Source organism: Klebsiella sp. BIGb0138, from assembly GCF_004342285.1.
Lineage (GTDB): Bacteria > Pseudomonadota > Gammaproteobacteria > Enterobacterales > Enterobacteriaceae > Klebsiella.
Genome location: NZ_SMCV01000003.1, coordinates 41,239 through 60,642 on the forward strand (window position 1 = coordinate 41,239; position 19,404 = coordinate 60,642).

At 56.6% G+C, this 19,404-nt stretch carries 18 protein-coding genes; 8 read left to right on the forward strand and 10 right to left on the reverse strand.

Features of this window, described 5'->3' with window-relative positions; all coding sequences use genetic code 11:
- Positions 1 to 172: 172 nt before the first annotated feature.
- The 4 genes from EDF73_RS08285 to EDF73_RS08300 form a co-directional block, all read right to left on the reverse strand.
- On the reverse strand, positions 173 to 385 hold the full coding sequence (locus EDF73_RS08285) for a YdgH/BhsA/McbA-like domain containing protein (RefSeq protein WP_132728207.1): 213 nt from the start codon (positions 383 to 385) through the stop codon (positions 173 to 175).
- A gap of 181 nt (positions 386 to 566) precedes the next feature.
- Positions 567 to 983 carry an SRPBCC family protein gene (locus tag EDF73_RS08290; protein WP_132728209.1) on the reverse strand — a complete coding sequence of 139 codons (417 nt, stop codon included), beginning with the start codon at positions 981 to 983 and terminating at the stop codon, positions 567 to 569.
- Positions 984 to 1,014: 31 nt separating this feature from the next.
- Entirely contained in the window at positions 1,015 to 1,812 is a 798-nt protein-coding gene (locus tag EDF73_RS08295; RefSeq protein WP_132728211.1) for an SDR family oxidoreductase, read from the reverse strand.
- A 44-nt stretch (positions 1,813 to 1,856) separates the two neighbouring features.
- The gene (locus tag EDF73_RS08300; protein ID WP_132728213.1) at positions 1,857 to 2,867 is read right to left on the reverse strand and encodes an aldo/keto reductase; all 1,011 of its coding nucleotides are present in this window, start codon (positions 2,865 to 2,867) and stop codon (positions 1,857 to 1,859) included.
- A gap of 147 nt (positions 2,868 to 3,014) precedes the next feature.
- Here EDF73_RS08300 and EDF73_RS08305 point away from each other — a divergent pair, with 147 nt between their 5' ends.
- The gene (locus EDF73_RS08305) at positions 3,015 to 3,950 is read left to right on the forward strand and encodes a LysR substrate-binding domain-containing protein (protein ID WP_132728215.1); all 936 of its coding nucleotides are present in this window, start codon (positions 3,015 to 3,017) and stop codon (positions 3,948 to 3,950) included.
- Between the two features lie 24 nt (positions 3,951 to 3,974).
- Here the strand turns inward: EDF73_RS08305 and gabD are convergent, their stop codons facing one another.
- Positions 3,975 to 5,423: an NADP-dependent succinate-semialdehyde dehydrogenase gene (gabD, locus tag EDF73_RS08310; RefSeq protein WP_132728217.1), complete on the reverse strand. Its 1,449-nt coding sequence runs from the start codon at positions 5,421 to 5,423 to the stop codon at positions 3,975 to 3,977.
- A 465-nt stretch (positions 5,424 to 5,888) separates the two neighbouring features.
- On the opposite strand from gabD, the gene EDF73_RS08315 reads away from it, so the two are divergent.
- From EDF73_RS08315 to EDF73_RS08330, 4 genes are all read left to right on the forward strand, one after another.
- Positions 5,889 to 6,929: a TRAP transporter substrate-binding protein gene (locus tag EDF73_RS08315; RefSeq protein ID WP_132728219.1), complete on the forward strand. Its 1,041-nt coding sequence runs from the start codon at positions 5,889 to 5,891 to the stop codon at positions 6,927 to 6,929.
- A gap of 75 nt (positions 6,930 to 7,004) precedes the next feature.
- Positions 7,005 to 8,885, forward strand: a complete 1,881-nt coding sequence (locus tag EDF73_RS08320; protein ID WP_132728221.1) for a TRAP transporter large permease subunit — start codon at positions 7,005 to 7,007, stop codon at positions 8,883 to 8,885.
- Positions 8,886 to 9,078: 193 nt separating this feature from the next.
- Complete coding sequence (locus EDF73_RS08325) at positions 9,079 to 9,843, forward strand: SDR family NAD(P)-dependent oxidoreductase (RefSeq protein ID WP_132728223.1); 765 nt, start codon at positions 9,079 to 9,081, stop codon at positions 9,841 to 9,843.
- 45 nt (positions 9,844 to 9,888) lie between these two features.
- The gene (locus EDF73_RS08330) at positions 9,889 to 10,308 is read left to right on the forward strand and encodes an RbsD/FucU family protein (RefSeq protein WP_132728225.1); all 420 of its coding nucleotides are present in this window, start codon (positions 9,889 to 9,891) and stop codon (positions 10,306 to 10,308) included.
- 40 nt (positions 10,309 to 10,348) lie between these two features.
- Here the strand turns inward: EDF73_RS08330 and EDF73_RS08335 are convergent, their stop codons facing one another.
- The 4 genes from EDF73_RS08335 to EDF73_RS08350 all read right to left on the reverse strand — a co-directional run bounded on the left by EDF73_RS08335 (position 10,349) and on the right by EDF73_RS08350 (position 14,644).
- Positions 10,349 to 11,392, reverse strand: coding sequence for a LacI family DNA-binding transcriptional regulator (locus tag EDF73_RS08335; RefSeq protein ID WP_132728227.1), 1,044 nt, complete (start codon positions 11,390 to 11,392; stop codon positions 10,349 to 10,351).
- Between the two features lie 309 nt (positions 11,393 to 11,701).
- Entirely contained in the window at positions 11,702 to 12,982 is a 1,281-nt protein-coding gene (locus EDF73_RS08340) for an L-fuconate dehydratase (protein WP_132728228.1), read from the reverse strand.
- Between the two features lie 43 nt (positions 12,983 to 13,025).
- Complete coding sequence (locus EDF73_RS08345; protein WP_132728230.1) at positions 13,026 to 13,868, reverse strand: ureidoglycolate lyase; 843 nt, start codon at positions 13,866 to 13,868, stop codon at positions 13,026 to 13,028.
- Between the two features lie 35 nt (positions 13,869 to 13,903).
- On the reverse strand, positions 13,904 to 14,644 hold the full coding sequence (locus EDF73_RS08350) for an SDR family oxidoreductase (RefSeq protein ID WP_132728232.1): 741 nt from the start codon (positions 14,642 to 14,644) through the stop codon (positions 13,904 to 13,906).
- A gap of 228 nt (positions 14,645 to 14,872) precedes the next feature.
- Here EDF73_RS08350 and EDF73_RS08355 point away from each other — a divergent pair, with 228 nt between their 5' ends.
- Positions 14,873 to 15,634: a FadR/GntR family transcriptional regulator gene (locus tag EDF73_RS08355; RefSeq protein WP_132728234.1), complete on the forward strand. Its 762-nt coding sequence runs from the start codon at positions 14,873 to 14,875 to the stop codon at positions 15,632 to 15,634.
- 37 nt (positions 15,635 to 15,671) lie between these two features.
- Here the strand turns inward: EDF73_RS08355 and EDF73_RS08360 are convergent, their stop codons facing one another.
- A complete protein-coding gene (locus tag EDF73_RS08360; protein WP_132728236.1) occupies positions 15,672 to 16,613 on the reverse strand; it encodes a hypothetical protein in 942 nt (313 codons plus the stop codon).
- Positions 16,614 to 17,355: 742 nt separating this feature from the next.
- Here EDF73_RS08360 and EDF73_RS08365 point away from each other — a divergent pair.
- Together EDF73_RS08365 and EDF73_RS08370 are read left to right on the forward strand one after the other, a co-directional pair.
- Positions 17,356 to 18,675 (forward strand): MFS transporter, encoded by a 1,320-nt coding sequence (locus tag EDF73_RS08365; RefSeq protein ID WP_207896620.1) that lies wholly within the window; start codon positions 17,356 to 17,358, stop codon positions 18,673 to 18,675.
- Positions 18,676 to 18,692: 17 nt separating this feature from the next.
- Complete coding sequence (locus tag EDF73_RS08370) at positions 18,693 to 19,403, forward strand: cyclase family protein (protein ID WP_132728237.1); 711 nt, start codon at positions 18,693 to 18,695, stop codon at positions 19,401 to 19,403.
- The last annotated feature ends 1 nt before the right edge of the window (position 19,404 follow it).

Here is a 19,404-nt window from a genome sequence, read left to right on the forward strand (position 1 = left end):
CCCCTGCCGGGCGATATGTCGTTCATCGGCGGCGGTGATGGCAACATCCGGTGAACGGGTCAGGGGAAGAAAAACCGCTTCCCCTGAGAGCGCTTTTTGCCAGACCACGTCGTGACAATGTTGGCTGCTTGCGACGGCAACATTGTTAAGACGGGCCGCGGATACGGCCAGCTTATTTATCGAGCTCTGCGCTCATCATCACTTTATTCCCCATCCGGGCGCTGGTGATTTTATACTCGGTGGCATTCAGCTCTTTCGCTTTTTTGGCAATTGCCGCTTCTGCGGAATCCAGAGTATTGCCTGTGGCCGTCACGGTCTGCGCGGAAGCGCCAAAGGCGAGCAGGGAAAGTACGCTTGCGGCAAGAAAAGCGGTCATCGTTTTCATGTTCATTATCCTGTCATTGGTGATGTAAGGCACTCCTTTACGGTGGAACTGCCTGATGTCGTAAATAGTAAAGCGCAGCCGCCGGCGGAAAAAGAAAGCGACGGACAATATACTTTTCTACTTTTGTTCATAAAGAAGGGGGCGGCGGAGAGGCCGACGCACCCCGGATGGCATCATGCGCTCAGGCGGAAAAGTTGTTTTTCAGCGCCTGCAGGCCGTCATGATAAATGGTGAAGAACAGCGCTTCGGCTTCTGTTTCGCTGACGCCGACCGGCGTAAAGCTTCCACTCCATTCCACGCGGCTGATATCGCGATCGGCGGTGGCGTGAACCGAGATCGTCGCCAGATAATCGGCAACCGGGAACGGCGCCTGAATAATCGAATAGCTATAGCTGCGCTGCCGGTTATCGAAGGCTTCCAGGCGCTCGATAACGGTACCGCCGTCGGCGGTGGTCAGGGTGCGTACACGTCCACCTTCTGTGATAACGCTTTGCGGGATAAACGGCAGCCAGTCAGGGAGGGTGTCAAAGCCGCCCATCAGCTGCCATACGCTGTCGGCAGAGGCCGGGATTTCAATCGATACAGTGGTCGTAGCCATTATTTTCTCTCTTAATTTCAGTTGATTAGATTTACATTGCCAGAGTGTCGACGACACCGCCGTCGACGCGCAGGGCGGCGCCGGTGGTCGCGGAAGAAAGCGGTGATGCGAGATAAACCGCGAGATTCGCCACCTCTTCGACATCCGCGGCGCGCTGGATGATGGAACTCGGACGCGCGGTTTTAACGAACTCATCGGCTTGTTGGCGCGGGCTACGGCCCGACTGCGCGGCGGCATCCGCCAGCATCGTCTGCAAGCCTTCGGTAAAGGTCGGGCCGGGTAAAATGGCATTCACCGTCACGCCGGTACCTGCCAGGCGTTTTGCCAGGCCGTGCGACACCGCCAGATTGGCGCTTTTGGTCACGCCGTAATTAATCATGTCGGCAGGGATCGCCACGCCGGACTCCGACGAGACAAAAATAATGCGTCCCCAGCCCTGTTCGACCATTCCCCCGGCGTAGTGGCGCGACAGCCGTACGCCGGACAGCACGTTGACGTTATAAAAGTGCATCCACTCCGCGTCGGGAACGCTAAAGAAGTCCTTATCGTTGAAGATGCCGAGGTTGTTGATGACGATATCGGCCCGTGGCTGCGCCGCGCACAGTGTGGCAACGCCCTGCTCGGTGCTGAGATCGGCGACGACGCCGCGCAGCAGCGCGGCCGGCAGCTCGCTGGTCACTGCGGCCATCGCGCTATCGACGCTGCTCTGCTGGCGACCAACGATAATGACGTTGGCCCCCGCCTGCGCCAGCCCTTTGGCGATGCCAAGACCGATACCGGATGTGGAACCGCTGACCACCGCGACTTTATTGGAAAGATCCAGTTTCATGCTATTTCCCATCTTCTGGAAGGGGCCTTTCGGCCCCGCAAAAATTAACGTGTCGGCAGCGGTGCGTTGCTGGCAACCAGATTCTGCCGGCGCATTTCGTCCCAGAATTCTGCCGGGATAGCGACCTGCAGCGCAGCCAGATCTTCCGCCATACGGCCAGGACGGCTGGAGCCCGGGATCACCGCGGCAACCGCCGGGTTAGCCAGCGCGAACTGCAGCGCAGCGGCCTTCACATCAACCTGGAAGCGGGCGGCAAGCGCCTGGATCTGCGCAACCTGCTGGCGAATCGCCGGCGATGCCAGCTGGTATTCGAAGTGGTCGCCCCCCGCCAGGACGCCGGAGCTATAGGGGCCGCCGACGACGATATCGACATTCTGTTCCAGCGCTTCCGGCATCAGGCGCTGCAGCGCGCGCTTGTGATCCAGCAGGGAGTAGCGGCCAGCCAGCAGGAATGCGTCTGGCTTGGGTTCGTCGAGCGCGAGCGTCAGTTCGCATGGCTCCACGCGGTTCACGCCGAGGCCCCAGGCTTTAATCACCCCTTCGTCACGCAGGCGGGTCAGGGCGCGGAAGGCGCCGGTGCGGGCAATATTGAACTGCTCCAGCCAGCTATCGCCGTAGAAATCCTGCGCCGGATCGTGGATCCAGACGATATCCAGATGGTCGGTTTTCAGACGCGTTAAGCTATCTTCGATCGAACGCAGGGTGGCGTCGGCGGAGTAGTCGTTGAGAATTTTATTTTTCCGCCCATGCTCGAACAGACCGCCTTTCTCACCGAAGTCGCGGGTTGCCGGATCTTCCAGTTCATCCAGCATAATGCGGCCGACTTTGCTGCTCAGAACGAATTCATCGCGCGGATACTGAGAAAGCGCCTCGCCCATACGGATTTCGGAAAGACCGGAGCCATACAGCGGCGCGGTATCGAAGTAGCGAATACCCAGTTTCCAGGCTTCGCTAACGGTGGCATGGGCCTCTTCTTCGGGAATGGCGCGGTACATGTTGCCCAGCGGTGCGCCGCCTAAACCGATGTTGCCTGGAAGAATATGTCTAATGCTCATTAAGATGTCCTCAATATTTTTTCCCGCTATGGGAGGGGTTCATTCAGGGGATTTATGCTTCATCCCTGTGACGAGGATCACAATAACTTGCGATGTTGTGACTTGATAGGACATAATTCGCCTGACTTAAGTCCTTCGAGGTCTAATATGATTGATTTACGCCAGTTGAAATACTTTGTAGTGGTTGCCGAAGAAGAGCACGTGGGCCGCGCCGCCGAGCGTCTGCATATTTCGCAGTCGCCGCTGAGCCGCCAGATTGCCCAGCTTGAGGAGCGCCTGGGCCTGATGTTGTTCGAGCGTAACCAGCAGCGCATCCGCCTGACGGCTGACGGGCAAACCTTTCTGGCGGAAACGCGCTCGCTACTGACCCACGCCAGCCGCCTGGAGTCGCTGGGCAAGCGGTTAGGGCGGGGCGAAGACGGCGGGCTGTGTATTGGCTATATCGAAAATGCCATGCACTCCGGTGTGCTCTCTACTGCGTTGCGCACGCTGCGTATTTCGCGCCCGGATGTACATATCGCGCTCTATAGCCAGCCTCCCGCCACGCAGATTGAAGGTTTACGCCAGCGCAGCCTGGATTTTTCGCTGGTGGATATGCCGCCGTCGGAAGGCGAGCAGGATCTGGAATATATTCAGGTGCTGGATGACCGCATGCTGCTGGCGCTGCCGCAAAGCCATCCGTTAGCGCAGGCGAAAAACGTGTTGCCGGAGCAACTGGCCGATCAGCAGTGGATTGCGGTGATCCATAACGATGATGCGCATTCGCGCGATGATTTTGTGGCCGCCTGCGTCAGAGCGGGCTTTAACCCGGATATTCGCCTGGAAGCGGGAGAGCCGTTAACCGCGCTTGGGCTGGTGGCGGCGGGTCTCGGCCTGGCGCTAATCCAAAACAGCCTGCGGCATAATGCGCCGGAAGGCGTCGCGCTGCGTGAAATTCCGTGGATGGGCTACTCCACGCAGCTGTGGGCGGCGTGGCATAAAGCTAACCGACGCCCGCTGGTGACCCATTTTCGCGACGTGCTGCGCGGTGAAGGCGCAGAGGGCGCGCCGGCGGCCGGCGGCCGGGAAGCCCCGGCGCCATGATCGACGCTGCCCCGGCCGATGTGCTTACAGACCAATACACATGTATTTAATTTCCAAGTAATCTTCGATGCCGTACTTCGAACCTTCGCGCCCGAGACCGGAAGCTTTCACCCCGCCAAACGGCGCGACTTCGTTGGAAATGAGTCCGGTGTTGATACCGACGATGCCGTACTCCAGCGCTTCACCGACGCGGAAGACGCGGCTCAAATCGCGGGCATAGAAATAGGCGGCCAGACCGAATTCGGTATCGTTGGCCTGCTGGATAACATCCGCTTCGTCTTTGAAACGGAACAGGGGTGCCAGCGGACCGAAGGTCTCTTCTTTCGCGACTTTCGCATCAGCGGGAACATCGACCAGAATGGTTGGCTGGAAGAAATTACCGCCCAGCTGATGCGCTTTCCCGCCGGTTATCACCCTCGCGCCTTTACCGATGGCATCGGCGATGTGTTCTTGTACCTTGGCAACCGCTTTCTCATCGATCAACGGCCCGGTCGTCACCCCCGCCTGCAGGCCGTCGCCGAGGTGCAGTTTTTCCACCGCCTGCTGAAGTTTTTCGGCAAAGCGTTCATACACGCCGTCCTGCACATACAGGCGGTTGGCGCAGACGCAGGTCTGCCCGGCGTTACGAAACTTGGAGGCCATCGCGCCCTCCACCGCCTTATCCAGATCGGCATCATCGAAGACGATAAACGGCGCGTTGCCGCCCAGCTCCAGCGACACTTTTTTGATGTCCTGGGCACATTGCGCCATCAGCTGACGGCCAATTTCCGTTGAACCGGTAAACGACAGTTTGCGTACCAGCGGGTTGCCGGTGAGTTCATTCCCGACCGCGCTGGCGGAACCGGTCACCACGTTGAACACTCCGTCAGGGATCCCGGCGCGCTGCGCCAGCTCGGCCAGCGCCAGCGCGGAAAAAGGCGTCTGACTGGCGGGTTTCAGCACCATGGTGCAGCCAGCGGCTAATGCCGGCCCGGCCTTGCGGGTGATCATCGCCGCCGGAAAATTCCACGGGGTGATCGCGGCGGTGACGCCAATGGGCTGTTTAATCACGATCAGCCGTTTATCAGCCTGATGGCCGGGAATCGTGTCGCCATAGATGCGTTTACCCTCTTCGGCAAACCACTCGATGAACGAGGCCGCATAGCTGATTTCTCCCTTCGCTTCGGCCAACGGTTTACCCTGTTCCAGGGTCATCAGGCGCGCCAGATCGTCCTGGTTTTCCAGCATCAGATCGAACCAGCGGCGCAGGATCGCGGCGCGCGCTTTGGCGGTTAATTCACGCCAGGCGGGAAGGGCGCGGTTGGCGGCATCGATGGCCTCATGGGTCTCTTCGGCGCCCATTTTCGGCACTGATCCCAGCTGCTGGCCGTTGGCCGGGTTGCTCACCGCGATGACATCGCCGCTGATGGCGTCTCGCCACTCACCATTGATAAATGCCTGCTGGCGGAACAAGGTTAAATCAGTAAGTTGCATGGTCATTTCCTGTTTCAGAACGTTTAACGGGCGAACGAAGTGCTCCAGCGTAGCGGAGAATGAAAAGTCGCGTTTGCGATAGCCTTCACGTTTACCGGCGATCGCTGCGCGAGGGTAGACACGGATTACCCGGGCGGCCCGCGCTGGCCTTGCACTCCTCACCCGTTAAGTGTAGACGCCGAAGCCGCGTGGCAGCGGCGGCTAAACAGTGACTAAACAGCGATGCCTCGTTGTGATGGTGTAAACCCTCGCGCTCATTTCGCGATATCAGCCACAAAATTAACACATCGCAGGCCATCAACCCGGGAAGCAACTTGCTTTTATGCGGGGAGGCGGATACGTTCTGTAACGTTACACTAAAACGTTACAGAAGAAGTTAACTACCCGATTATAAGTGAAGACCCTGGCGATTTAGCGAGGCCCAAAGGTGCTACAGACACCTCAACGGTACGTGAAAGGATAATTATGATGAAAATGAAACAGTTTTGTTCGGCCAGACGTATTTTAGCGTGCGCCTGTTTGAGCACGGCCCTGCTGGCGGGGAGTGCGCTGAGCGCATTGGCTCATGCGGCGCTTAATTTCCGCGTTTACTCTTCTCTGCCGGCGGACGATTCCTCCGCGCATTATATTTGGTTCAGTCGTTTTCAGGAAAACCTCAACAACAACGCGAAACTGAAAGGGCAGATAAAGCTCAATTATTTCGCCAATGGGATGTTGGGCAAAGAGGCGGATGCCACCCAGCAGGTCCGGATTGGCGCGATTAACATGATGATTTCCGGTACCTCAATCTGGGCCACGCTGGTGCCGGAAATTGGCGTGCTGGATCTCGGGTATTTATTTAAGGATTACGACCAGGTCGGGCGTACGCTGGATGGCAAAGCGGGGGAAAAACTCTCGGCGCTGATGCGGGATAAGGCCAACGTCATGGTGCTTGGCTATGGCTATAACTTAGGTTCCCGTAACATTTACACCAAAAAGGTCATTGAAAAACCGGAAGATTTAAAAAACCTCAAAATTCGCGTTTTGCCGGTGCCTAACTTCATTGCCACCCTGAATCACATGGGAGCGGTGGCGATCCCCATGCCGGGAGGGGAAGTCTACTCCAGTTTGCAGATGGGGGTGATCGACGGCGTGGAGCACGATGCCCCGACGATTTATGCGAGCAAATATTATGAAATTGTCAAAAACGGCACCCTGACCCGCCATAGCTACAACCCGCTGATGATCGCCATGAATAAAAAGAGCTTTGAGCAAATTCCAGCGGATCTGCGTGCCGATGTGCTGGCGGCAGCCAAAGAGGCGACGGATTACGAACGCCTGCAGGCCGGTAAAAAAGAGCAGGAAGCGATCAACAATCTTGCCGCTAAAGGCGTGACGTTCCGTGAGATTGACCGCCAGTACTTCTATCAGCAGGTCCAGCCCGTATGGCAGGCATTCCTCAGCCAGTACCCGGATATGAAGCCTATCGTTGACGACATCACCGCAGCGGCGAAAGACCCGTCATGATCCGCGCCGCTTGCCCGGCCGCGCTCTGGCTGACGCAAGCGGTGAGATTTGCCAACCTTGTGGAGAGAACTCAACATGGCAGATATCTCGATTAAAGCTAAAGCAAAGGATGAGTGCGTTGCCCTTACGCTATTGGGCAAGCTGAGCCGGTTTTTAACCACCCTAACCGCCTGGGCCGGGGCATTGGTGTTGTTTATCAACGTGCTGGTGGTGTTTGCCTCCGTGATCTGGCGCTATGCGCTGCACTCCCCCATCCACTGGGCGGAAGAGGTGGCGCGGGCGCTGATGATTGCGCTGGTGTTTTTTGGGGTGGCGACTTCAACGGCGAAAGGCGGTCATATTGGCGTCGATCTATTCCTGCGTTTTCTGCCGGAACGGATTCGACCTTACGTGGTGCACGCCAGCCGCTGGATCCTGTTTCTGGTCTCGGTTGGGTTGGTGCTTTCCAGCTATGACCTGGTGCAGGCGGCGCGGCTGCAAACCACAGAGAGCGGGCTACCGCAGACGATCTACGTTATTCCGGTGCTGATTGGCTCGCTGGTGATGATGGTGGCGGCACTGGAACTTGCGCTGCGCGAACGGCTGCGGGTGGTGCTGCTCAGCGGGCTGGGGATCGTGGCGCTGGCGGCGATAGGCTATCTGAAACTGTCGCTGATGGCCGACCCCGCCAGCGCCGCGGCAGGGCTGATGCTGATCTGTTTCGTTCTCGGTATCCTGGCCGGCGTGCCGATTGCCTTCACCCTCGGCATGTCGGCGATGGTGTTCTTCATTTGCGATCCCTCCCTGCCGTTTGTCTTTTTCTCGCAGCAGGTCGCCGCCGGGGTGGATCACTTTGTGCTGCTGGCGATTCCGTTCTTCCTGCTTGCCGGCGCCGCCATGGAGATCAACGGGATGTCGACGCGCCTCGTTGAACTTATCGTCCGGGGAATGGGACGTTTTCGCGGCGGTTTAAATATGACCACCGTACTGTCGATGGCCTTCTTCTCCGGGATCTCCGGCTCGAAGCTGGCGGATGTGGCCGCGGTGGGCGGGGTGCTGATGCCCGCTGTACGCCGGGCGAAGCAGGACGGCGAAGAAGCGGCGGGCGTGTTCGCCGCCTCGGCGGTGATGGCGGAAACCATTCCGCCGTGCGTTAACCTGATTGTCATGGGCTTCGTGGCGAACATTTCGATTGGCGCTCTGTTTATTGCCGGTCTGGTCCCGGCGGCCTGTTTACTGGTGCTGCTGATGATTGCCGCTAACCGTTTTGGCGGCAAAATCAACGTCAGCGAAGCCTATCCCGTCTTACGTCCGCGCACGCAGCTCTATCTTGGCGCCGCCGTGGGGCTGGTGATGATTTTTATGATTGGCCGCGGCGTGATGATGGGGATTGCCACCTCGACGGAGATTTCCGCCTTTGCGGTGATTTACGCCATCGTAGTGGGCCGCCTTGCCTTTCGCGAGCTGACGTTTAAAGCGACGGTGAAAATGTTCATCGATATCGCCGCCATGTCCGGGGTGCTACTGTTTATCGTCGCCTGCGCCACCAGCCTCTCTTATGCGCTGACGATACAGATGATCCCGCAGCAAATCGCTGAATTACTGGTGAGTATTGGGGTTGAACAGGGGGCCTGGCTGTTCCTGCTCTTAACCATCGTCATCCTGATTATTTTCGGTGCGGTTCTCGAAGGCGCGCCGGCGCTGATTATCTTTGCGCCGATTCTGGTGCCTATCGCGGTTCAGCTGGGGTTCAGCCCACTCCATTTCGGCATCATTATGATTCTGGCCATGGGGTTTGGCCTCTTTTCACCGCCGATCGGGCTCGGGCTGTACACCACCTGCGCAATTTGCGGCGTGGAAATGAAACATGTTATCCGGCCAATGGCGAAATATCTGGCGGTGGTGTTTGTCGGCATAATTATCGTGGCGATGGTCCCCCCCTTAACTACCTGGCTGCCGGGGCTGGCCGGTTATTAATTGCGAATGCAGTATCTGATGCAGTTGCGGTGTTGATACGTCCCGCCGCGGGGCGTTCTGTCAATCAATAAAGTCGCGCTCAGACGGTGCTATTTAACACGCCTGCGGGTGGGGATGTCCACGCCCTGAATATCTCGCGAGTGATAAATAGACTATGCCGCTAGCGCTTTATGCGAAATAAAAGGAGCAGGCCATGGGATCGTTAACAAGAAAGAAAGTCTTTATTACCGGCGCGGAGCAAGGTATTGGTAAAGAGACCGCCAGAAAGCTGATTGAAGCCGGATGCGATATTTATATTCACTATTTTAGCGGTGAAGAGGGCCCCCGGGAATTAATGGCGATTGCGCAACAACGAGGAGGTAAAGCGGCCAGCGGGTATGCCGATTTAACGAATGAGGCGGATGCGGCGCGCTGCGTTGCCGAAGCGGCGGAGTTTTTAGGCGGGATAGATATTCTGGTGAATAACGTCGGTGGAATTATTGCCCGTAAATGGCTCGGAGAGATCGACCCGCAGTTCTGGCGTACGGTGATTGATGTCAATATGACCACTATGCTCAATGTCACCCAGGCGGCGCTGCCGTGGTTAAAAGCCGCGCCGGACGGCGCAAGTATCGTCAATCTGGCCTCATTAGCCGGGCGCTCCGGCGGACACTCCGGCTCCCTGGTCTATTCGATGACCAAAGGCGCGGTGCTGACGTGGACGCGCTCCCTTGCCGCCGAGCTGGGCGAGTTTGGGATTCGGGTCAATGCCGTGGCGCCGGGGTTGATTCTGGGGACCCGTTTTCATAACCAGCATACCACGCAGGCGTCAGCCGACCGCACCATCGCGGACATTCCGTTGGCAAGAGCCGGTACGCCTGAAGATGTTTCCCGGGCGATCTGTTTCCTCGCCTCCGAATATGATGGCTTTATCTCCGGGGCAACCCTCGATATTAACGGCGGTATTTACCGGGCATAAACCTCAGGGCGGGGATGTCCCCGCCCAATTTAAGCGAGCTTACTGATGATCAGGTCAGATATTATTCACCCGGATTTACTTCAGGCGCTGGCGCAGTGTGGCCATAAAGCCCAGATTCTGCTTGCCGATGCCAATTATTCTTTATTGACGAACACCGCACCGCGGGCCCGTATTATTTATCTTAATTTTTCCCCAGGATTAATCAGCAGCGTGGTGATTCTGGAAAAAATACTCGGCTATATCAGTATTGAAAAAGCGCGGCTGATGTCCAGCCCGGCGGATTTTAATAATACCATCGCCGGGGAATATCGCCATTTACTGACAGCGGCGAGTGAACTGGAGTATGTCGAGCGCGAGGCGTTCTACGCGCTGGCGAAATCATCGGACACGGTGTTAGCCATCGCCTCTGGCGAAACCCGGCGTTTTGCCAATATTCTGCTGACCGTTGGCCCGACGGTGCTGTGAGTGACGGAGAAGAGTCGATCGCTCTTCTCCGGCTCCGCTTTCAGGGGGCGTCTCGTACCGACTGGCGACACACCAGAGCCGGGGGAAACAAAAACTCTTGTGGCGGAAGGGCCGGGTTTTCTATGCGTTCAATTAGCCGCGTCACCATGACCTCCGCCATCTCGGCCAGCGGCGGCATCACCGAGCTCAATCGCGGATAGACCAGTCCGGATAACGGAATATTATCGATACCGATGATAGAGATCTCCCCCGGGACGCTGATCCCGGCTTCGTGCAGACCGGCCATTAAACCAATGCCGAGCGCATCATTAATGGCGACGATCCCGTCGGGGCGGTGCGCCTGTCGGCAGATTTTTTGCGCCAGCGATCGGCCCAGCTCGGTCATTTCAGTGTCGCCATAGGCCGCCATTGTTTTCTCTTCGACGATCGTCCCTTCCTGCAATAAGCCATGCTGCTGTACAGCGCTGAGAAAACCTTCGATTTTATGCGCGCGGCTGGGGGTCATACCGGCGACGGTGGCAAAGGTCAGATGCCGACACCCGCGGGTAATCAGATGTTCTGTCGCCATGCGCCCGGCTTCGACGTTATCCATCGAGACGCTGTCGAGAGCCAGGCCGCCGGATACGGCGCTGGCCGGCATCCGACCGTCGTAGTTGACCATCATCATGCCCTGCGCGGCGGCCCGGGAAAAATGCGCTTTTTCAATATCGCAGGCGGCCACGATAATGCCGCGCACCCCGTGGGCGAACATATCTTCCAGAAAGGCTTCTTCTTCTTCGATTTGCCGGTAGGTGTTACCGATCAGCACCCGGTAATGGCGCTTTTTGGCGGCAAGATCCACCTCGCGGACCAGGGAGGCAAAGCTGGGGTTAACGATGGACGGCACCAGCAGGCCGATCATTTTGGCCTGACCCGTTTTAAGCTGCTGGGCGACACGGTTAGGGAAGTAATTCAGCGTTTGCATGCTGTGCTGAATACGCGTCAAGGTCTCTTCGCGCATCTGATCGGTACGACCATTGAGTACGTTGGATACGGTACTGACAGATACGCCAGCATGTTTCGCGACATCACGAATATTTGCCATACATCTCCTTTGCAGCAATGGGCGAGTGATAGACCCCGGGTCTCATCCAGGCCTCCTGACGCGGAGTCTGCAAGCCTCATCCCGCATCGCTTTCTTTGATGGAATGACTCCGCCATAGCGGTTTAGTGTAACGTTACAGTTGGCGCTGTCAATGGGGTGGCGAGGATGGAAGGCGCAGTCAGCAGAGGCGAAAAGGCGGTGTGGCGGGTTGCACAGCAGATCGTTTCCCCGGACCAAGGTATCTCTTCAATCCGGGGGGACGGGGCGTCGGGTCATCGGATGCGAACGGACTCACCACCAGGCTGCTGTTTATCCGGCGCGGTAGCGGTATTTCTCAATGGAGGCGGGATACATCTCAATTGAGAAGCCTGGCGCCTGCGGCGGCATATATGCTGCGCCCTTGATCACGCAAGGATTGATAAAATGTTCGTGCAGATGGTCGACATATTCGATTACCCGACCGGTATGCGTCCCGGCGATACACAGGTAGTCGATCATCGACAGGTGCTGAACGTACTCGCATAGCCCAACGCCGCCGGCATGCGGGCAAACCGGCAATTGGTATTTTGCCGCCATCAGCATCACCGCCAGCACCTCGTTAACACCGCCCATGCGGCAGGCGTCTATTTGCACCACATCGATGGCCTCACGCATGATGAACTGTTTGAACATAATGCGGTTCTGGCACATTTCGCCGGTAGCGACTTTGATGGGCGCGACGGCCTCGCGGATGCGGCGATGCCCCTCGATATCGTCCGGGCTGGTCGGCTCTTCGATAAACCACGGATTGGCGAAGGCCAGCGCCTTAACCCAGGGGATCGCTTCGTTGGTCTCCCAGACCTGATTGGCATCGATCATCAGCTTACGGTCGGGGCCGATCGTCTCCCGGGCGATGCGCACCCGGCGGATATCGTCCTCCAGATCGCGCCCGACTTTCAGTTTCAGATAATCGAAGCCTGCGTCCACGGCTTCCTGGCACAGGCGGCGCAGTTTATCATCCGGGTAGCCGAGCCAGCCCGCCGAGGTGGTATAGCAGGGGTAGCCTTCAGCCTGCAGTTTCTCCATGCGCAGGGCTTTATCTTCCGCCCGCTGCTGCAGCAGCACGAGCGCCTCCTGTGGCGTAATGCAGTCGGTGATGTAGCGAAAATCGATGCAGCGCACCAGCTCCTCGGGGGACATCTCCGCCACCAGCCGCCACAGCGGTTTGCCTTGGGCTTTACTCCACAGATCCCAGACGGCGTTGACCAGAGCGCCGGTGGCAAGATGGATAGCCCCTTTATCAGGCCCGATCCAACGCAGCTGGCTGTCGTTGGTCAAATCGCGCCAGAACTTTCCCATATCCGCAGTGATATCGGCAAGATGACGGCCGACGAGTAAATGTTCAAGCGCGCGAATAGCGGTACAGCAGATTTCATTGCCGCGGCCGATGGTAAACGTTAGACCGTGGCCGCGAAGCGCGGCGTTATCTGTCTCTAAAATGACGTAGGCGGCAGAATAGTCGGGATCGGGATTCATGGCATCCGAGCCGTCAAGCGATAGCGAGGTTGGAAAGCGTATATCTTCTACGCGGACTGCAGTGATAGTGGTCATGAGCTACGGCTCCAGTGTCCTAAAGGGGAAAAGAGTATGGTTATTAAGCCTGTACGGTTTTCTGTCGCTGCTCGCCGAGGCCGGCGATACCGAGACGAATCTTCTGTCCGGCGCGTAAATAGACCGGCGGCTTTTGCCCCATACCTACGCCGGGGGGCGTACCGGTAGAGATAACGTCGCCTGCCTGCAAACTCATAAAGCGGCTCAGGTAGCTGATGATTTCCGGGATGGTAAATATCATGGTACGGGTATTGCCGTTCTGATAGCGTTTGCCGTCCACCTCCAGCCACATATCCAGCTGGTGCGGATCGGGCACCTCGTCCGCGGTGACCAGCCATGGCCCGGTGGGGCCAAAGGTGTCGCAGCCTTTCCCCTTGTCCCAGGTGCCGCCGCGTTCGATCTGGTATTCGCGCTCTGAGACATCGTTGATTACACAGTAGCCAGCCACGTGCGACATCGCATCGGCTTCGCTGATGTAGCGCCCGCCAGTGCCAATCACCACGCCGAGTTCGACTTCCCAGTCGGTTTTCAGCGAACCGCGGGGGATTTCCACATCGTCATTCGGTCCGACGACGGCGCTGGTCCATTTGTTGAAGACCACCGGCTCCTGCGGGATGGCTGCCCCGGTTTCCGCCGCATGATCGGCATAGTTCAGCCCGATACAGATAAATTTGCCGATCCGCCCAATGCAGGCGCCGATGCGCGGTTCACCCGCGACGAGCGGCAGGTCGTTCGGGTCCAGCTGACGTAGCTTGTTCAGAGTGGCGGGGTGTAAACATTCACCGCTGATGTCGTCAACGTGCGCCGAGAGATCGCGTAGCATACCGCGAGCGTCCAGTAACCCAGGGCGCTCTTTGCCTGCGGGTCCGTAACGTAGCAATTTCATGGCAAAATCCTTGTGTTGATGCAAAGTCCAGGCGGTTAGTTACTCCAGCCGCCGTCGATAATATTGATCGTGCCGGTGGTAAAGGCGCTGCTATCTGATGCCAGATACAGCGCCAGCTGCGCGATCTCTTCCGTTTTTCCGATCCGGCCAATGGGCTGGCGGGCGACGAATGCCTGGTAAACGGCCTCTTCGCTACGGCCTTCTGCGGCGGCCTGAGCAGCGATACGTTGGCGTAGGGACGGGGATTCCACCGTACCGGGGCAGATGGCGTTGCAACGAATTCCGCAGGCGACGTAGTCGGCGGCAACGGAACGGGTCAGGCCGATCACTGCGGCCTTAGAGGCGCCGTAGGCAAAGCGATTTGGGACCCCTTTGACGCTGGAGGCGACCGAAGACATGTTGATGATTGAACCGCTGCACTGTTCGAGCATAGCGGGTAAAAAGGCGCGAATGGTGTGGAACATCGCGGTGACGTTGAGATCGAGGGCGAACTGCCATTCGCGGTCGCTGCAGGAGAGGATATCCCCGCTGTGTACCACGCCCGCACAGTTGAACAGGACATCGATCGGGCCGATGGCGGCGGCGGTCTCCACAATAGCCTGCGGATTGGTTACGTCCAGTACCCTGGCCTCGACGCCCGGAATGCCGCTGAGCGCGTCAATATGAATATCGGTGGCGATGACCTCGGCACCATGTCCAGCGAATAGGGTCGCAGAATGAAAACCGATCCCTTGTCCGGCTGCAGTGATCAGCACTCTTTTGCCTGTCAGGTTCATGCTTGCTCCTCGAGCGATGGGTAAAATTTAAGGTCTAATGGTCAGGCCATTGAGCGCATAAAAAAAAGCGCTTTCCGCCCGTTTGTTTTTGTTAAGATGTGCGATGTATATCCTGCTGAACGCTTTTTTATTTAACCAATTCTTTACATGTCTATTTGTAATCAGCAAGATTTTTGTCGCATAAATGCAAGCTGAATCGCTTAACTGATAAAACGTCGCAGGTGAGAGATGCCGATAAAAAAATTAGAAAACCCAAGGATTTACAGGCAGATAGCAGATCAGCTCAAGACGTTAATCGATAATAAAGAGTTTCCTCCCGGCAGCCGCCTGCCGGCGGAGCGTGAGCTGGCCAGCCAGCTGCAGGTGAGCCGGGCGTCGGTACGTGAAGCGCTGATCGCTCTGGAGGTGATCGGGCTGGTGGACGTGCGGGTGGGAAACGGCGTCATCGTGCGCGAGCCTTCACCACAGCCAGTGGCGCAGCCGCAGGAGCCGGTGATGGCGCGAGCGGGGCGAAACCAGTGGACGGATGTGGATGACGAACTCAATATCGAGCTCGATTTTACCGCTGAGCTGCCGCCGTTTTCCCTGCTGCAAACCCGGCGACTCATTGAGCCTGAGACCGCGGCGCTGGCGGCGCGTCATGCCTCAAATGAAGAGCTGGCCACCATTCGCCAGGCCTATGAGCAGAATTGCCGTGATAACCGACAGGGTTCCGCGACGCATCCCGGCGATCGGCTGTTTCATATTCGAATCGCCCAGGCCAGCGGTAACCCGGCGTATGCGTTTATTATCGCCCACCTGCTGGGGCACCGATACGGCACGATGTTCCGCGCGCTGCAGCTGCATTATACGCCGCAGGATATGCCCCATCGTTCTGAAATTGAACACCTTGCTATCCTTACCGCGCTTGAGGCGCGCGATCCCCGGGCGGCGAAAAAGGCCATGAAAGAGCATCTGGATGCGGTCATCGCTATTTTCGGCCAGGGCTGATGGCGCAAAGCGGCCCGCCGCGCCCGGGCCCCGAGCGTTAAGCGATTGCTATGATGGCGAAGATACTGATTATCGACAAAAGGATAATCAGCGCCGTCGTGATTAATAATCCATAGGCGGTCAGCGTGGGCGTGCCGATCTTATTCAGCGCCTGCAGCGAAAAGAGTTTAATGCCAGCCAGAAGTTTGATACTCGAACATGACAGAATAATAAAAAACAGTGCCAGTTGCGAAAATACACTGCAGTAGAGCATCACTGATTGTGGCACGAAATAGGTGGAATACGGGCCTTTTGAGGTGAAGTGAATCATCGTGTGATTATGAATCAGATTGAGAGATGAGGCGATAATATCAACGGGGTTGAAGACCGGATATTCCCGCGCTTCAAAATAGAGGCCGAGACCAGTATATAGCGCATCGGTCGCCTCTCGCTGTAGCTGCAGAATAATCGCGGAAAGGCTCAGCAGGACCAATATAATAGCGCTGATAAAATAAAGTATGGATGATTTAAACGTAAAGCCACGCTTCTCGATAGATAAAATATAAAATCGGCTGAGCTGTATAACAATCGCATCGAGCAGCAGGGTGTATCCGAGCCCAAAATGGTAATAGTCATGTACGGCGACGCGAATGGCGACCGGGAGACGGGTAGGAATAATATGCTGCGGGTTGAGAAAGAACAGCGCATACAGGAACCAGATGATAAAAAGAAATGCGGAAAACAGCAGGGAAAATAGCGGAATAGTTATTAGCTGTCTTTTAGCAAGAAAGCGGCGGCCAAAGCAGGTGAAAAAATAGTTTAGCCAAAAAGTCTTGAGGCGCAGGAAAAAATTTTCGCCAATGTTGGCCTTCGCGACGGCGGCGCTGATTTTTTTGCGCCGGGTTTTTGGGATCCTGGCGGTACTGATAATAAAAAGGGAAAACGAAAGCAGCGCTGTCAGCGGGATCGCAACGATGCTGATAATCTCTCCTGAACTCATCCTTCTGTCCTTATCTACTCGTCATATTTGATATTGCCTGTGTTTCGGCTTTCCTCGCTTAAGCAGGGCGTATCGTCGGCGAAAACGCCGGCATGATCCCCATTGAGTAGCCGCATAATCGCACGCTGAGCGAAAAAATCAACGTTAGGCAGGGCGGCCGGAAGCGAGACATTTTTGCGTGTCGCGGGTCTAAGGCAGCCTTCGTTCATCGCGATATTTTTTATCATTTAATCGGTTCAGCAGCATTTTTTTACTCCGCTGTTTGGCAATACGGTGGCTTTGATGTAATCAGATGGTTAACAAAAATGTACTGATTACTTTTTGTTAACATCAACATGACCTGATACGCCTTCGGAAACTTGAGACGTACGTTAAACCCGCAGATGCGGGTAAATTTATCGCTTTAATGGCCTGACCATTAGTCCTTTAATTAAAGGGGGATAATTATAACCTACTGAAAATCATCATTAAGCTGGGCTTTTTTACCGGCTGGCGTTAAGGCAGCGATGATCCGACAAGAATTATCGCGATCGGTACGTTATAGCGAACGGCGCGCAAAGAGAGCTGCAGGCGCCGGCGGCTTTGCACTCGTGCCCGGATAGAAAACTGAAAAATAGCGGCAAACGTACGCAGTAGAGCACGTTCATGCATGACGGGAACGTATCAGCGGATGCCATCGGGAGTATTCAACCTGTCTGCTTTTTAACGCGGTACGATGCCGTGAATCAACGCGAGGGGTTTTATGAGTAATGTAATAGAAAAAGAAGCTGCGGCTGCGCCCCAAAAAGGTCTGTTTAAATTTCTGCCGCGCGCCCATCCGGTCTCGTGGCTGATGCTGCTGGTCACGACGCTGGCTATCCTGATGAACTCGGTTGACCGGCTGATCCTACCGACGCTCATGCCAGCCATTATTAATGAGTTCCATCTGACGACGCTGCAGGCGGGCTGGTTGAATTCGCTAAGCTTCGTCGGGACTTTTCTCGGCGCGCTGATCCTCGGGTTTGCATCAGACTATATTGGCACCGGTTACAAGCGCGCCTGGAGCTGGATCGTCGCGGTATTGATTGAGATTGTGGCCGGCGTCGCCAGTGCCTTTAGCCGCTCCTACGGTCTGTTCCAGGCGCTGCGTGTTTTCATGGGGCTGGGAAGCGGGGGATCGGAGCCGATCAATGTCGCCCTGATTGGCGAATGGTGGCAGAAGGAAAACCGCGGCTTTGCGCTGGGCGTACACCATACCGGGTTTCCCCTGGGGCAGTTTATCGGACCGGTGCTGATTGGGCTGGTGATTGCGCTGACGTCGTCATGGCGTAATGCCTTCCTTTTTATCCCGCTGCTCGGCATTCCGATTATTATCATTCAGCTCTGTATTGCCACCAGAAAGCGCCAGGATAAGGTTTATAGCTGGATTGCGGAAAATGGGATGACTCCGCCCGATGATGTCAGCCAAAGTGAACGCCCTTCGTTCCGACAGTCCTTGCTGGCCGGGCTGGCATGTTTAAAAAACCGCAATTGCCTCGCGGCCATCGCCATTATTTTTTGCTTCATCTGGGCGGAAATGGGGATTTCAACGTTCCTGACGTTGCAGCTTACTCAGAAAGTGGGACTGGATCTGGCAACGGCGGCGATCATTTCCGGCGCCTCCGGATTGACCGGCTGGCTTGGGCAAATTGGCTGGGGAAGTTTTTCTGATGTTAAGGGCCGCAAGATGTGCCTGTGGATTATCACGGCAGGGTGGATCGCTGCGACGCTGGCCTGCAATTTTATCACCTCGGCGACCAGCGGCTGGATCATTCTGATCGCATGGGGGCTGTTCCGCAATTCGCCGTTTCCGGTGGTCTACGCGCTGCTGATTGATTCAGCGCCGAAATCGGCGGCGTCCAGTATGGGGCTGATGATTGGCCTGGCCGTTGGCAGCGCCGGCTTTTTGGTGGCGCCGATCGCCGGCTGGATTATTACTGATTTCGGCTTCACCGCGCATTATCTGGCAATCACCGCCGTACTGGTGCTGGGGTGTATCCCGCTGTATCTGGTCAAAGAGACGGTAAGTAAAGCGGTTCATTAATTGATGAGGTTTATAAGATGACCAGCAGTATTCTTGATCTGTTAACGCACTATCGTATTATCGATCTTACGCATGCGCTGGAAGAAGATATGCCCGTCTGGCCAACGCATCCCCGTTTTTTTATCAACGGTGTTGAATCGTTGCATAAGGGAGATGAGGCGTTTCTGAACCAGATTAGCCTGGGCGAGCATTGCGGCACCCATGTGGATGCGCCCGCCCATTTTGTTCGCGATGGCAAGACTATCGACCACGTTGCGCCGCTGACGTTGTTCAGCGCGGCGGTAAAAATCGATATGTCGATGGCGCCGGCCAGCAGTTCGCTGCCCCGTTCGCATATCGAGCAGTGGGAACAAGCAAATCGGCCGATTAAAGCCGATGATATCGTGATTTTTTATACGGGCTATGAAGACCGGTGGGCGCGACGGCCGAACCACCACGCTTTTCTGCGCGATTGGCCGGGCCTCTCCCGCGAGGCGGCGACCTATCTGGCGGATAAAGGGATCCGCGCCGTAGGCACCGACGTCATGACCATCGATGCCTTCGTCCACGAGGGCTACCCGGCACACGACGTGTTCCTTAATCGCGAGATCCTGATTATTGAAAATTTGACCCAGCTGCGTCAGCTGCCGAATCAGTTTATTTTCCTGGCGCTGCCTCTGAAGATAAAAGGAGGGTCGGCGTCGCCGATTCGCGCCGTGGCGCTGGTCGCACGCGGCACGGTGGACTAAG

Coding starts and splice junctions, on each gene's coding strand:
- EDF73_RS08335 (WP_132728227.1), bottom strand. CDS start 11,392: ATGGCAAATATTCGTGATGTCGCGAAACATGCTGGCGTATCTGTCAGT.
- EDF73_RS08340 (WP_132728228.1), bottom strand. CDS start 12,982: ATGACCACTATCACTGCAGTCCGCGTAGAAGATATACGCTTTCCAACC.
- EDF73_RS08320 (WP_132728221.1), top strand. CDS start 7,005: ATGGCAGATATCTCGATTAAAGCTAAAGCAAAGGATGAGTGCGTTGCC.
- EDF73_RS08290 (WP_132728209.1), bottom strand. CDS start 983: ATGGCTACGACCACTGTATCGATTGAAATCCCGGCCTCTGCCGACAGC.
- gabD (WP_132728217.1), bottom strand. CDS start 5,423: ATGCAACTTACTGATTTAACCTTGTTCCGCCAGCAGGCATTTATCAAT.
- EDF73_RS08315 (WP_132728219.1), top strand. CDS start 5,889: ATGATGAAAATGAAACAGTTTTGTTCGGCCAGACGTATTTTAGCGTGC.
- EDF73_RS08300 (WP_132728213.1), bottom strand. CDS start 2,867: ATGAGCATTAGACATATTCTTCCAGGCAACATCGGTTTAGGCGGCGCA.
- EDF73_RS08285 (WP_132728207.1), bottom strand. CDS start 385: ATGAAAACGATGACCGCTTTTCTTGCCGCAAGCGTACTTTCCCTGCTC.
- EDF73_RS08295 (WP_132728211.1), bottom strand. CDS start 1,812: ATGAAACTGGATCTTTCCAATAAAGTCGCGGTGGTCAGCGGTTCCACA.
- EDF73_RS08360 (WP_132728236.1), bottom strand. CDS start 16,613: ATGAGTTCAGGAGAGATTATCAGCATCGTTGCGATCCCGCTGACAGCG.
- EDF73_RS08355 (WP_132728234.1), top strand. CDS start 14,873: ATGCCGATAAAAAAATTAGAAAACCCAAGGATTTACAGGCAGATAGCA.
- EDF73_RS08325 (WP_132728223.1), top strand. CDS start 9,079: ATGGGATCGTTAACAAGAAAGAAAGTCTTTATTACCGGCGCGGAGCAA.
- EDF73_RS08365 (WP_207896620.1), top strand. CDS start 17,356: ATGAGTAATGTAATAGAAAAAGAAGCTGCGGCTGCGCCCCAAAAAGGT.
- EDF73_RS08370 (WP_132728237.1), top strand. CDS start 18,693: ATGACCAGCAGTATTCTTGATCTGTTAACGCACTATCGTATTATCGAT.
- EDF73_RS08305 (WP_132728215.1), top strand. CDS start 3,015: ATGATTGATTTACGCCAGTTGAAATACTTTGTAGTGGTTGCCGAAGAA.
- EDF73_RS08345 (WP_132728230.1), bottom strand. CDS start 13,868: ATGAAATTGCTACGTTACGGACCCGCAGGCAAAGAGCGCCCTGGGTTA.
- EDF73_RS08350 (WP_132728232.1), bottom strand. CDS start 14,644: ATGAACCTGACAGGCAAAAGAGTGCTGATCACTGCAGCCGGACAAGGG.
- EDF73_RS08330 (WP_132728225.1), top strand. CDS start 9,889: ATGATCAGGTCAGATATTATTCACCCGGATTTACTTCAGGCGCTGGCG.